This is a genomic window from Paenibacillus xylanexedens (assembly GCF_001908275.1).
Classification (GTDB): Bacteria; Bacillota; Bacilli; order Paenibacillales; family Paenibacillaceae; genus Paenibacillus; species Paenibacillus xylanexedens_A.
On sequence record NZ_CP018620.1, the window covers coordinates 2,901,928 to 2,914,915 of the forward strand.

Annotated in this window: 12 protein-coding genes; 9 read left to right on the forward strand and 3 right to left on the reverse strand. The window is 45.1% G+C overall.

Annotation, left to right across the window (positions count from 1 at the left end; genetic code table 11):
* Positions 1–52: 52 nt before the first annotated feature.
* Together trmL and BS614_RS13025 are read left to right on the forward strand one after the other, a co-directional pair.
* Complete coding sequence (gene trmL / locus BS614_RS13020; protein ID WP_017689589.1) at positions 53–520, forward strand: tRNA (uridine(34)/cytosine(34)/5-carboxymethylaminomethyluridine(34)-2'-O)-methyltransferase TrmL; 468 nt, start codon at positions 53–55, stop codon at positions 518–520.
* Between the two features lie 167 nt (positions 521–687).
* Complete coding sequence (locus tag BS614_RS13025; protein WP_036610032.1) at positions 688–942, forward strand: AbrB/MazE/SpoVT family DNA-binding domain-containing protein; 255 nt, start codon at positions 688–690, stop codon at positions 940–942.
* A 101-nt stretch (positions 943–1,043) separates the two neighbouring features.
* Here the strand turns inward: BS614_RS13025 and BS614_RS13030 are convergent, their stop codons facing one another.
* Positions 1,044–1,961, reverse strand: coding sequence for a serine hydrolase domain-containing protein (locus BS614_RS13030; protein WP_074094320.1), 918 nt, complete (start codon positions 1,959–1,961; stop codon positions 1,044–1,046).
* Positions 1,962–2,434: 473 nt separating this feature from the next.
* Between BS614_RS13030 and BS614_RS13035 the strand changes: the two genes are divergently transcribed.
* The 6 genes from BS614_RS13035 to BS614_RS13060 all read left to right on the forward strand — a co-directional run bounded on the left by BS614_RS13035 (position 2,435) and on the right by BS614_RS13060 (position 10,098).
* The gene (locus BS614_RS13035; RefSeq protein WP_074094321.1) at positions 2,435–3,199 is read left to right on the forward strand and encodes an alpha/beta hydrolase; all 765 of its coding nucleotides are present in this window, start codon (positions 2,435–2,437) and stop codon (positions 3,197–3,199) included.
* Between the two features lie 11 nt (positions 3,200–3,210).
* Positions 3,211–4,170, forward strand: coding sequence for an ABC transporter permease (locus tag BS614_RS13040; RefSeq protein WP_017689585.1), 960 nt, complete (start codon positions 3,211–3,213; stop codon positions 4,168–4,170).
* An 18-nt stretch (positions 4,171–4,188) separates the two neighbouring features.
* A complete protein-coding gene (locus BS614_RS13045; protein WP_036610027.1) occupies positions 4,189–5,091 on the forward strand; it encodes a carbohydrate ABC transporter permease in 903 nt (300 codons plus the stop codon).
* Between the two features lie 53 nt (positions 5,092–5,144).
* A complete protein-coding gene (locus BS614_RS13050) occupies positions 5,145–6,740 on the forward strand; it encodes a type 2 periplasmic-binding domain-containing protein (RefSeq protein WP_074094322.1) in 1,596 nt (531 codons plus the stop codon).
* A 98-nt stretch (positions 6,741–6,838) separates the two neighbouring features.
* Positions 6,839–9,004: a beta-glucosidase BglX gene (bglX, locus tag BS614_RS13055; RefSeq protein WP_074094323.1), complete on the forward strand. Its 2,166-nt coding sequence runs from the start codon at positions 6,839–6,841 to the stop codon at positions 9,002–9,004.
* A gap of 77 nt (positions 9,005–9,081) precedes the next feature.
* The gene (locus tag BS614_RS13060; protein WP_074094324.1) at positions 9,082–10,098 is read left to right on the forward strand and encodes a LacI family DNA-binding transcriptional regulator; all 1,017 of its coding nucleotides are present in this window, start codon (positions 9,082–9,084) and stop codon (positions 10,096–10,098) included.
* 298 nt (positions 10,099–10,396) lie between these two features.
* Here the strand turns inward: BS614_RS13060 and BS614_RS13065 are convergent, their stop codons facing one another.
* The gene (locus tag BS614_RS13065) at positions 10,397–11,461 is read right to left on the reverse strand and encodes a phosphodiester glycosidase family protein (protein WP_074094325.1); all 1,065 of its coding nucleotides are present in this window, start codon (positions 11,459–11,461) and stop codon (positions 10,397–10,399) included.
* A complete protein-coding gene (locus BS614_RS13070; RefSeq protein ID WP_017689578.1) occupies positions 11,458–11,868 on the reverse strand; it encodes a uroporphyrinogen-III C-methyltransferase in 411 nt (136 codons plus the stop codon). The genes BS614_RS13065 and BS614_RS13070 overlap by 4 nt, the downstream gene beginning before the upstream one ends.
* 439 nt (positions 11,869–12,307) lie before the next feature.
* Between BS614_RS13070 and BS614_RS13075 the strand changes: the two genes are divergently transcribed.
* Positions 12,308–12,964 carry a response regulator transcription factor gene (locus BS614_RS13075; RefSeq protein WP_017689577.1) on the forward strand — a complete coding sequence of 219 codons (657 nt, stop codon included), beginning with the start codon at positions 12,308–12,310 and terminating at the stop codon, positions 12,962–12,964.
* Positions 12,965–12,988: the final 24 nt, after the last annotated feature.

The window sequence follows — 12,988 nt, forward strand, 5'->3', positions numbered from 1 at the left end:
TAAGATTAGAGGGTTGTCGTCAACATGAAAATGAAAAGGAGATTGAACACATATGGCTTTACACATCGTTCTGGTTGAACCAGAAATTCCGGCGAACACAGGCAATATTTCGCGTACTTGTGCGGCAACCGGTACCCATCTGCATCTCGTACGTCCACTTGGATTTCGAACAGATGATGCTACATTGAAACGTGCAGGGCTGGACTACTGGCATGCTGTTCATATTGAATACCACGACTCATTTGCTGAGGTTCAGGAAAAATATCCGGAAGGTCGTTTCTTCTACGCAACTACGAAGGCCAAGAACCGATACAGTGATTTTAATTTTCAGGATGGGGATTTCCTCGTTTTTGGTAAAGAGACTAAAGGCCTGCCACCTGAATTAATTGCTGCGAATCCCGATACATGTATGAAAATGCCAATGACTGGTGACGTTAGATCATTAAATCTGTCCAATTCGGCAGCAATTATTGTATATGAAGCGTTACGCCAGCTCAATTTCCCGGGGTTAGAAGGATAAAATTTGGTTATAAATGACGGCTAGAATTCGGAAAAAAAACATTTTTCAAAAAAAAGGACAAAAAATGTTTATTTCCAGCAGGATTCGACAAAATCTTGGCGAATCTATAAACATAGTACAAATGTACCTAGAAATTTAGAGTAAGATAGGAGAGGTGTGCCGTAGCTATGAAGCCAGCTGGAGTAGTTCGCAAAGTTGACCAATTAGGTAGGATCGTATTGCCTAAATCTTTGCGTAAAAGGTATCAAATGAATGAGGGAGATCCTGTAGAGATCTTAGTACAAGGGGACCATATTATCTTGGAGAGATATCGTCCAAAATGTATTTTCTGCGGATCCATCGAGGAAGTCAACGAGTTCAAAGAGCGTTACATATGCGCACAATGTTTAGATGAAATGACTCAGCTTCCACAACACGGATAAGAAATAACGTCATGGGGTCCATTGACCCCGTGGCGTTTTTTTTGTTTTATTCTCAATTGAATGGCATAATTGCAATTTGAAAAAAAGATAAAATAAGTAGACTAACGCTGGGTGTAAAGGGGTAAAACCTCATTCCAGACGGCATTCAGGATGCCTTGCATATTTTCTTCCTCACTATTAATACATATGACAGCTTCCTTTGAGGGAATTACGATACACAACTGACCATAGGCGCCGTCGGCACGGTAAGCGCCATGAGAACACATCCAGAACTGATACCCGTAACCTTTTCCCCAATCTCCGTCTCCAGTCGTTTCGATCTGCTGGGACGTAGCCTGTCGAATCCAATCCGCAGGTACAATCTGTCTGCCTTCCCAAAAGCCCTCCTGCAACAGTAACTGTCCAAATCGACTCAGTTCCTCATTACTTATCCAAAGACCTGCACAGCCAAGCGTTACGCCGAGTGGAGAGGTTTCCCACTCTACATCATGGATGCCAAGCGGATCAAATAACCGTGGAGTCAGGTAATCTTTCACGGTTTGGCCGGTAGCAGCCTGTAGCATGGCTGAGATCATAAATGTATCCCCACTGCTATATGTGAATTGTTCTCCAGGTACCCGGTCCAGAGGCAGAGACATATAATATTTCGCCCAGTCCTTTTCGGTCAATGAAGCTCGCTCATCAGCCCAAAGAGGGGGAGAGTCATGACCCGAAGACATTCGGAGAAGATCACTTAGTTTCAATTCCTGCGGCGATGGGAGATTGCGCTGTGCAGTGGGGACATGATCATAAGAGAAATAATCACCAAGTGTCGCATCCAGATGTATCAGACCTTCTTCAAGCGCAAGACCAACGGCCATACACGTGAAGGATTTACTGATGGAATGTTGTACCCTGCGCTGATCCTTATCCCGGTCCCAATGGGCAAGCAGATGCCCTTTTTGTAATATGCGAATGGAAAAAACGTTCAATTGTTGCTCCGTAATCGTATGAATGAAACCTTTGAGTTGCTCAGACATATTAACCTCCCTAATATCAGGTGAAACCTGAGTAAAATCGGTTGGTGAAACGTTTCCGTAATTCGAATGCAAAATCAGAACCCATGTTAGTATAAACCTGGTTTGGTGTCAATTAAAGTTGTAATAGTACTTACTAAATTTTCATTTTTTCGTAATAATAGTGTCTTTGGACGCAAATTTAGACTTAAAAGAGCATTTTTTCGAGAAAAAAACGCGAAATTTGTAAAAAGGTTATTGACAGGATTTACTCATCGGGCTTATGATTTATTCGAAACGATTCGAAGAAATCGCTTCCACATTAAAAGTGTTGTAATGAAGTCCATGTGGATCAACGTTGGCTATGTTTTGAAACGATTCGAGAAAATCGTTTCGATAACCCATCGTAATACAAGGGAATCTACAACAGCCTGCAATCCAACGCCAGAGAAACGAATGAGTAAAGACAGCAGGCGATGATGAGAGGGGTTACATTTATGGCACATATAACGATCGAAACTGGATCGCCAACCTTATGCATGAATACCAGCATACATGTTGTGTCCAGTGACTCCGGAGAGACTTCAGGCGGTACACTATATCTGTTGCACGGGGCAGGCGATAATGCGAGTACCTGGCAGCGGTTAACCACAATTGAGATGTATGCAGCGCAATATGGCTGTACTATCATTATGCCGGAAGCGAATCGAAGCTATTACACCGATATGGAATACGGCCTGAACTACTTCCACTACATCACTCAGGAGTTACCTGAAATATGCAAGCGTCTGCTCAATCTGAATCCTGATCCGGAGAAAACATACGTCGCCGGTTTATCCATGGGTGGATATGGTGCACTGAAATGTGGACTAACTTATCCAGAGCGATATCGCAAAGTAGTGTCTCTATCCGGCGTAACGGATATCCAGACACGACTTCATGATCCCCATATGCCAGCGACCATGATCAAGGAAATGAAAGCGGTTTTTGGAGAACGTTTACAGGTGAAAGCCGATCAGGATATTTACGCACTGTCGGCCAAGCTGCTGGAACAGGGTGTTCCTTTACCGGATATCCTCAGTTGCTGTGGCGATAGTGACCCCTTTGTAGAGATGAATCGCGACTATGCGAGATACATGCAGGGGACTGCCTTTGATTTTCGGTATGTGGAGACGCCGGGGGCTCATGAATGGAAATTTTGGGAGCACCACCTGAGAACAATGTTTGATTTTCTGTACAACGACAAGACCATAGTAGAGTGAGGAGATGCAATGTGAAACCTGCAGCCGAAGGACCTAGCAAAAAGCTGAAGGGAAACGTGAAGGGCAATTCGCTCTGGACTGAAATCTGGAAGCACCGAATGACATACACCCTGCTTATTCCGGGGCTTGTCTGGCTAATTCTGTTTGCCTACATGCCGATGGGTGGCCTGTCTCTGGCATTCAAAGATTACAAGGCTAACCTGGGCATCTGGGGAAGTCCATGGAGCGGATTCGAGAACTTCAAATATGTTTTCCGTGATCCAACCTTTATCGACGCAGTATGGCGTACGCTGTACATCAATATTCTGAAATTGATTATTCAGTTCCCGTTCCCGATTATTCTGGCGCTGTTGCTGAATGAATTGCGGATGCGCAGAGGGAAAAAATTGTTCCAAACCGTTCTTACGTTCCCGCACTTCCTGTCCTGGATCATCGTATCCGGGGTAGTCATCAATGTGCTGGCATATGACGGACTGGTAAATAGCGCGCTCGGATTACTCGGATTGCCAACGATTAACTTCCTGGGGTCCGAATCCAACTTTGTACCAATGTTGCTGTTGACTGATATTTGGAAATCAAGTGGATGGGGCGCGATTATATTCCTGGCTGCCATATCCGGTATTGATCAGGATCAGTATGAATCAGCACAGATTGACGGGGCTTCCCGTATGCAACAGATGTTCAAAATTACTTTACCGAACATCCTTCCAACCATCACAATCATGTTTATTCTCTCGGTTGGTGGATTGATGTCTTCCGGGTTTGACCAGATCTTCAACTTGGCAAATGCCGCTACCAAAAATGTATCGGAAGTACTCGATGTATATATCTATCGGATTACGTTCCAGTCATCTACCGATTTCTCATTCTCGACAGCGGTCAGCTTGTTCCGTTCCCTGGTGAATATGGCCTTGCTGCTTCTTGCTGACAGATTTGCCAAGTGGCTTGGCGGAGACGGTTTGTTCCGATAAGAGAGGAGGAAAAATGAGATGAGCAAGAAAGCTAACAAAAAACCGAGAATTGGTACAGAAAAAATGACACTTCTCGATTACATTATTTTCGCCGTATTACTAGTGCTTGCCCTGATGATCCTGATTCCGTTCTGGAATGTCATCATGATTTCGTTTGCAACACAAAAAGAATATGCTGACAATCCATTTTTGATGTTCCCTAAAGAATGGACATTGGATTCCTACAAGGCGTTGTTCGCTGACGGAACGATTCTGACAGGGTACAAAAATACAATTATATTGCTAGTCATCGGCTTGCCACTCAGCTTGTTCCTGACAACAAGCATGGCATATGGCCTTAGTCGCAACAAATTTCCGTTTAAGAAATTTCTCTTTTTCCTGGTACTGTTCACCATGATCTTTAATGGTGGTATCGTACCACTGTACCTGATCATGAAATCACTTCATCTTACAGGTACGCTGTGGTCCGTTATCTTGGCGGGAAGCTTCAGTGCGTTTAACATGATTCTGATGATGAACTACTTCTACACCTTGCCTGAATCACTCATGGAATCGGCGAGACTGGATGGAGCAGGAGAGTGGAGAATTTTGTTCTCCGTTGTTCTTCCGCTGGCTACACCAATTATGGCTACAATTACGTTGTTCTACGGTGTGGCTTACTGGAACAGTTGGTATGATGCGATGATATTCCTTCGAAAAGCGGATCAGTTACCGCTCCAGAATGTACTCCGAAATATTATCGTGACATCTACGACGAATGCATCCAATGCATCCAGTGTGGATGCTGCCCAGGCAAGCAACTTCTCAATGGGCATGAAGATGGCGGCCGTATTTGTCACCATGGTACCGATTATGTGTTTCTTCCCAATGCTGCAAAAACACTTTGCCAAAGGGGTATTAACAGGGGCAATCAAGACCTGATATACGTATAGGATTTTGCAATAAAATTCTACTAAAAAACATGGGGGTAAAACATGAAAACGAACAAAAAGTTGTCAGTAAGAGCTCTCTTTGCCATCACGCTTAGTGTAGTTATGCTGATGGTGACCGCTTGTTCCAGTCAAGGAGCTTCAGGTGGTAACGAAAAAGATGCAGAGGGAAATTACAAAGACAACCTGACCATCTCTGTAGCTAACCTGACAGAAATCAAAAACGGGAACCTGGATAATGACTTCCACAAGTTCTGGACAGACAAATTTAATTTAACATGGGACTACAACTATATCGATTGGGATTCATGGGGCGAGAAACTTCGTCTGTGGATCAACTCTGGCGACTTGCCGGATGTAGCGGTATGGAACTACGTACATGGCGATGCCATTAACAGCATTGAACAAGGTTTGTTCTACAAATTCCCGGATGACTGGAAAGAACGCTGGCCTAACGTGGCAGCAGCTTACAATTTGACGGGTCTTGGAGACAAGTTGGAAGAATTGACAGGTGGAACATATGTCCTGCCTAGACCAATCTACTTCGAGAACAAACCAGCTGACCCACTCACGAACCAAATTGGTGTCATTGCGCTTCGTAAAGACTGGGCTGAAGCGGTTGGTTTTGAACTGAAAGATGCTTATACAACGACCGAATTGAACGAATATGCTGCACTAGTAAAAGAAAAAGATCCAGGCAAAGTGGGTAACAAACTTGTACCTCTGTCCTACAATGCGGCAGATGCCATGACAAACATGATTATGCCAAACAGTGTGCATGCCATGACTGACTCTCCGTTCTACAAAGGTGAAGATGGCCAATTCCACTGGGGACCAGCAGATCCTGAAACGCTGACAGGACTTAAATTGATGCAAAAAGCCTATAAAGATGGACTGCTCAATCCTGAGTTCTACACATGGAAAAACAATGAAGGTCAAAACAACTTCAAAGTAACAGGTACAGCTGCTGTAACAAGTCTGGGCGGACTGGCTTCGTACAGACAAGGTCTGGATTCCGATATGAAAAAAAATCTGGGTGTAGATAGTGATGAACTGGTACACACAGCAATCGTAGTAGGCGATGACGGTAAATACCGTAACATGGAACAAGCCAACTTCTGGTCTGCATTGATCTTCAATCCGGAGATTAGTGACGAGAAATTCGAACGGATCATGGATCTGATCGATTACTCCGCAACAAAAGAAGGACAGTTGCTCATCAACATGGGCTTTGAAGGAAAAGATTGGAAATATGATGAAAACAACGAACTCGTTAGCTTGTTGCCAGAAGGAACGGTATTGGAAGATAAATATCCAGCACGTTTCGAAGGTCTCTATCTGCTCGGTGACGACTTCAGTGTTGTAAACCCTGCAATCAAAAAAGATTACCGTGATAGAGCCGTGAAATTGTTCGAAGAAAAAGCAAAACTTGGTACAGAAGGCAAATCGCTTGCACCATACGATTGGGATGTCAACCTGTACGATTCCAAAGCTAAGAGTCAGGCTTCATTCGACTACCAGAATGAATATGCCAACTTGATCCTCAAAAACGGAGATCTAGAGGCAAACTGGAAAGAATGGGTAAACAGTAAAATGTCCCTGGTTCAACCTTATCTGGATGAGCTAAACGATAAATTCTAGTAATCATTCAGTAATTAATTTTGAACCCGGTGCGCGGTCTCTCCCCGAACGCAGCCGGGTTCTTTATTTCAACAACTTATAGTGGAGGATACGATTAGATGAATAACGAGCAGTTGCTAGATCTGGTAAGACAGATGACGTTGGAGGAAAAAACAGCTCAGCTTCTTCAGTTGACTGCCAACTTCTATGAAGGAACAAATGTTGAAGGTCAGATCACAGGGCCGATGGAAGAGATGGGAATTACGGAGCAGTCCGTAGATGCCAGTGGGTCCATTCTGGGGTTGTCCGGTGCGCAGGCCATCATTGATGTACAGCAAGCTTATATGCAAAAAAGCCGTTTGGGCATTCCGCTTTTGTTCATGGCTGACGTAGTTCATGGATTCAAAACCATTTTCCCGATTCCACTGGCGATCGGTTGTTCATGGGACACAGAACTGGCTGAGAAAAGTGCTGAAATTGCAGCACGTGAATCAGCTGTATCCGGTTTGCATGTTACCTTTGCACCTATGGTGGATCTGGTTCGTGACCCGCGCTGGGGCCGTGTGATGGAAACGACAGGAGAAGATCCTTATCTGAACAGTTTGTTCGCGGCTGCGTTTGTACGTGGATATCAGGGCGACAGCTTGAAGGATGAGCCAGATCGTCTTGCAGCCTGTGTTAAACACTTTGCGGCGTATGGAGCGGCTGAGGGTGGTCGGGATTACAATACGGTGGACATGTCTGAGCGTAACTTGCGTGAGTACTATTTGCCAGCGTACAAAGCAGCGTTGGATGCGGGCGTGGAGATGGTTATGACTTCGTTCAATACGGTTGACGGTATTCCGGCAAGTGGCAATGAGAAGTTAATGCGCGGCATTTTGCGTGACGAGTGGGGCTTTGATGGTGTATTGATCTCGGATTGGGCTTCCATTCGCGAGATGATTGCGCATGGTGCTGCGGAAGATGATCGTGAAGCGGCATATCGTGCCATTCGCGCAGGAGTAGATATGGAGATGATGACACCTTGTTATGTGCATCATTTGCCTGAACTGATTGAGAGTGGTGAAGTGGATGAGAAGCTCATTGATGAAGCCGTTCTGCGAATTCTGCAACTGAAAGAAAAGCTGGGATTGTTCGATAACCCACTTCGTGCAGCTGATCCTGAACGTGAACGTGAGATTGTATTCTCCAAAGAGCACCGTCAGGTATCGTATGAACTGGCAACCAAATCGGCTGTCCTGTTGAAAAATGATGGCAGCGTGCTTCCACTTCAACCTGATGCTAATGTAGCCCTCATTGGTCCTTTTGCACAGAGTCCTGATATTCTGGGCTGGTGGTCCTGTGAAGGGGTTAAGGAAGATGCAGTTAAATTGGGAACAGCTCTGCAAGAACGCCTGACGGGTGGGAAAGTTCAATTTGCTCAAGGCAGTAATGTTCATACGATTACAGCTGAGCAGATTGCCGAAGCCCTGGAAGTGGCAAGCAAAGCAGACCTGATTGTCCTTGCTCTTGGTGAAGACTCCGAGATGAGTGGAGAAGGTGGCTCGCGCACGGATATTCGTCTGCCAGCAGCCCAATTGGAATTGGTTAAACAGCTCAAAGCAGCGGGAAAACCGATTGCCAGCGTTATTTTTAACGGCCGTCCATTGGATCTGCATGGTGTAATCGATGAATCGGATGCCGTTCTTGAAGCCTGGTTCCCGGGTAGTGAAGGCGGAGCCGCGATTGCAGATGTTCTGACAGGTGTAGTGAATCCATCCGCACGTCTGACGATGTCCTTCCCGCAGTCCGTAGGTCAGATTCCGGTCTATTACAACCATTTCAATACAGGTCGTCCACTGAACCCGGAGAAGACGGAAGAACGTTATGTCTCCAAATACATTGACAGCCCGAATGAACCTTTGCTTCCGTTCGGTTATGGTCTCTCATACACTTCGTTCTCTTATGGTGATCTTGAAGTGTCAAGTAACGAGATGACTGCCGAAGAGTCCCTGAGCATCCAGGTACGTGTAACGAACACGGGTGAGCGCGCAGGCGTAGAGACCGTTCAGTTGTACGTTCGTGATGTAACGGGTGAAGTCGTTCGTCCTATGCGTGAGCTGAAAGGATATGTGAAACTTGCACTGGCGCCAGGCGAGAGTGGTACAGCCACGTTTACGTTAAATGAAGAACAGCTTCGTTATCACCATTCTGACTTAAGCTACCGCAGTGATCGAGGCGAGTTCCATATTCTTGTGGGTGCAAACAGTCGGGATACTCAGAAGAAATCATTCAGACTTGTTTAATCTGATGAATGGAAAGAGTAATGTGTCAGGCCTTTTGTTATGGAAGGCCTGATGAACATAACAGGGGAGCGAAGAATGTGGTCAGTATCAAGGATATCGCCAAACAGGCGGGAGTTTCCATCTCTACTGTGTCATATGCGCTGAATGGCAGCAACAAAGTGACCGATGAGACGAGTTCCAAAATTTTGGCCATTGCCAAAGAACTGAACTATGTTCCAAATGCCGCAGCAAGAACACTGAAGAAGAGGGAATCCAAAATTCTAGGTGTATTCTTGACCGATTTTAGAGGAGATGTGTATGGAGACTTGCTGAGTGGCATGAAAGCCGTATGTAATGCTCAAGGTTATGACCTGATCGTGTGCAGTGGTAAACAATCCCATCGCATGCTTCCAGAGAGAATGATTGATGGTGCGATCATTCTGGATCATACGTTTGCAAGTGAGGAACTAATGCAGTATGCCGATCGTGGGCACAAAATCGTTGTATTGGACCGCGAGATGGATCATCCCAACATTAATCAGGTTCTGCTGGATAATAAGGCCGGGGCAACACTTGCGATGGAGCATCTGATTGAACAGGGACATAAAAAAATCTACGTGGTGACAGGACCGGAAGGTTCGTTTGACTCTGTGCAGCGCTTAAAGGCTGTAAGACAGGTTGCGGAACGTGAAGCCGATGTGGAATGGATTGAGATTACGGGAGATTTCGAGAAGAGTGGTGGAGAACAAGCCGCAGATCAGATTGTGCAGGTGTATGATGGACCCGCAGCGGTATTCTGCCTCAATGATGAGATGGCTATTGGCTTGTGTGATCGTCTGGCAGACAGTACACTTGGCGTTGGTCAGGAGATTGACGTCATCGGATTCGACAATATTGAATTGAGTAAGTACGTCCAGCCGAGATTGGCAAGCATTGATTATTCCAAACGCAAGTGGGGATCGCTCGCTGCTGAACAATTGATCAAGATTATTGCTGGAGAACCCGTCGATCATGAACGAATTTATGTGACATTAGTTGAGGGTGGGTCGGTGAGTGGGCCTATTCCATCTGATTCGGTTATATCCATCCGGAATGACCGGGCGGTTAGCTATTGATCCCGAATACAGCAAGAGACAAGGCTTAGAAGAATCGAATCATTCTTTTAAGCCTTGTCTCTTGTTATTTCGAGGATGAAGCAATAGAAAAAGCCTCTCCGGAGAGAGGCTTGGCCTTTACAAGCCTTTTGTTTTGTCATTGTTGTAGGATGAAGTGAGAATGCCTGTAATGAAGAGAGTCAATACGATTGCAATAATCCAGAATGTCAGTGAAAATGACATGCCCTTCGCACCTCCTGCACAAGCTCATTTTCTTCTATTATAACCATTATAGGTAGAAAAGAAATGCTTCACCCTATTATTTGTAAAATAAAAAGTGTGTGGGAACCGGTCTGAGGCTGCCATCTGAAGGGTTATTCACAACCCGATTATTCAGAATAAGCGAGGATGATCCACCGCCATCCAGATTATAGGCGTCAATCACCCCAAGCTTGTACAATCGCCCTTGCAACTCTTCAAGGGTAGCACCGGAACTTCCGCCCTCATTATATCCGTCAACTACAATAATCAATAACTGATCATCTTTATAATTGCCAATGACTGTACGTGGTGCTCGTTTGGGTGATACTTTCCACTTGTCGGGAATTGGGGTTTTCCGCCCATTCTGTAGCAGCACCGGAACAAACGTAGCCCCGAATTGTGGTTGCAGGCGATCCAGTGAGTTTTTGTCGGAGAACTTGCCTCCGACCAGTTTACCGGCATCGTTAAGTCCAACAAAAAACAGATCTTTGAAACTGGCCTGGAAACCGTTCACGTACTTCCCGTCCATGACGGTTGTGCTAAGTGGATAACGTTTGCCCCCACTGTCAGCAAATCCACCTGCGTTAATCCCGGCAATTGCGCCGTTACGCTTCACAGCCTGCATGGTCGTCTCAGAACGCCCAGGTTCACTGTCTAGAGCCATCTGCATGGCAGTAGGGTCTTTTAGCTTGATCTTCATGGCATAGCCCTTATAGCTACCAGGATTCACTCTGTACATTTCAATCGTTAGCCGGTCACTGTCTACCCGTTCAAATGGAACGCCAAGCTTGGATGAAATCCGGTTGTTGTAAATCTTTTCCGGACGATCCGCTTGGGTGGAAGCCTTCTGCACAAGTGTAGACATCGTACTTGTTGTTTTATTATAGAGCTGTGTCGTTCTTTTAATAGAAGAAGAAGTCTGGACAGCAGCATCTTTTGCCCCCGCAAGCTCTTGGCTAATTGCTTGGGTCCGGGGTGTAATCGTATCCTCTGACAGTTCGGTAGGCATCAAACCTCCGGGTTCAAGTGGAGGACGAAGCAGCAGCAGGCATAATATCAATCCAACAAAAGGAGCGAGTGCAAGCATAAAAAAACGATTAACCTGTTTGACGGGTGTAATCATTTGAGCAGGTCCATCTTTTTCTGGAGTGTCTCCAGTTGTTTTTTGACTTCGCTCAGCTGGGTATACAGTTTGTTGCTGTTATCCGTTTTGTCACTTGCATTATCCTTGGTGAAAGTCAGCAATTCATTGAAGGATTGAACCTGTCCCTGCAGGTCTTCTACTTCCTTTGATATCGTTGTTAGCTGATTTTCGTAGTCGGTTTTTAGCGCTGCAATCTGCTGCTGATTATGGGCTTGAAGCTGGTTAATCATCTGTTGCTGGAGATGGTTACTATAATAGTAGGTTCCAACGACTCCTAGTGCAATGAGAACAATCCACATTACCAGAAACAGCTTGATTGAAGATCCAGCCTTGCCTTTGGCGCTCCGGGTGTGATGGATGTCAGAGGACGGGGCAGATGGTTTCATATCATCACTCCTGGTCATTTATAGGTACAAAAAAATTTCCAGTCCTCATTCTATCATGCCCCTATTGATTACGCAAAAATGAAATTCTTTACTTAATAGAGTAAAAAGAGATTGCATCGGAAGGAAGTCCTAGGATACAATTTCTTATAGATGCAATAAGTAGGAACTTTGGGCAGGTTTTTCGACTTTTTTAGATAGAAATGCAGGAAATTTATACTATATTTTGACCTTTCCGGGGATGGAAAGATGGACGTCATGGTGTTTTTATAACAAAATACAGTGAAAATAGAGCTTTTTTATCGGCTTCCTCCTGTATTTTTCTGTTTTTCGACATAATCCGACCTATGCTTCTTCTATACTCGGATTGTCGCATAGACGATGAAATCATCATGACAGAATTTAAAAGTTATTTGTCCAATACATAACAGGGGGAACAACAATGAAAAAAGTATGGCAGGTGGTCATCATAGATATCCACCCCACCAGCATGCTCGGTACAAAATTGATTTTGGAAGAGCAGCAAGATCTGACGGTACGTGGTATGACTTCGACCGGAACAGAAGGGCTCGATCTGGTGAATATTCACCAGCCTGATCTGATTCTGATGGATTATCGTCTTCCGGAAGGTCAGGCAGATCAATATATTGCCCAGATGAAGAATCTGTCAGCTCACAGTCACATCATTATTTTGACGGATGAAGACAATGTGAAGCTGTTTCGTCATCTGATGAGCCTTGGTGCAAGCGGCATGTTATCCAAACAGGCTTCCCCTAGCCAGCTGATTCATCTGATCTCTGGATTGCGTGAGGGCCATGTGTCCATTCCATTGTCGTGGTTAAACAGTGCGGAGTGGGCGCAACCTGTGGAGTCTCCGACAGAAGCACGTGTCATTGAATTAACAGAAACCGAAACTTTTATCATGGAAAGAATTGTTCAGGGTGTAACCTATGATAAAATAGCGAATGAGATCAACGTTAGCAGACGTTCCATTGATAATTACCTGCGTAAAATATACGTGAAGCTGGAAGTGAGCAGTAGAGCACAGGCCATTGAACGTTATGCCTTGCATGCAAGACAAGTGAAGACGGGATCCTGACGAAACAGGTCTGTTCTTCCCATG

Excerpts from the sequence above, each read along its gene's own strand:
- BS614_RS13065 (WP_074094325.1), bottom strand. The coding sequence starts at position 11,461 with ATGATTACACCCGTCAAACAGGTTAATCGTTTTTTTATGCTTGCACTC.
- BS614_RS13045 (WP_036610027.1), top strand. The coding sequence starts at position 4,189 with ATGAGCAAGAAAGCTAACAAAAAACCGAGAATTGGTACAGAAAAAATG.
- BS614_RS13050 (WP_074094322.1), top strand. The coding sequence starts at position 5,145 with ATGAAAACGAACAAAAAGTTGTCAGTAAGAGCTCTCTTTGCCATCACG.
- BS614_RS13075 (WP_017689577.1), top strand. The coding sequence starts at position 12,308 with ATGAAAAAAGTATGGCAGGTGGTCATCATAGATATCCACCCCACCAGC.
- BS614_RS13025 (WP_036610032.1), top strand. The coding sequence starts at position 688 with ATGAAGCCAGCTGGAGTAGTTCGCAAAGTTGACCAATTAGGTAGGATC.
- BS614_RS13030 (WP_074094320.1), bottom strand. The coding sequence starts at position 1,961 with ATGTCTGAGCAACTCAAAGGTTTCATTCATACGATTACGGAGCAACAA.
- BS614_RS13070 (WP_017689578.1), bottom strand. The coding sequence starts at position 11,868 with ATGAAACCATCTGCCCCGTCCTCTGACATCCATCACACCCGGAGCGCC.
- trmL (WP_017689589.1), top strand. The coding sequence starts at position 53 with ATGGCTTTACACATCGTTCTGGTTGAACCAGAAATTCCGGCGAACACA.
- bglX (WP_074094323.1), top strand. The coding sequence starts at position 6,839 with ATGAATAACGAGCAGTTGCTAGATCTGGTAAGACAGATGACGTTGGAG.
- BS614_RS13035 (WP_074094321.1), top strand. The coding sequence starts at position 2,435 with ATGGCACATATAACGATCGAAACTGGATCGCCAACCTTATGCATGAAT.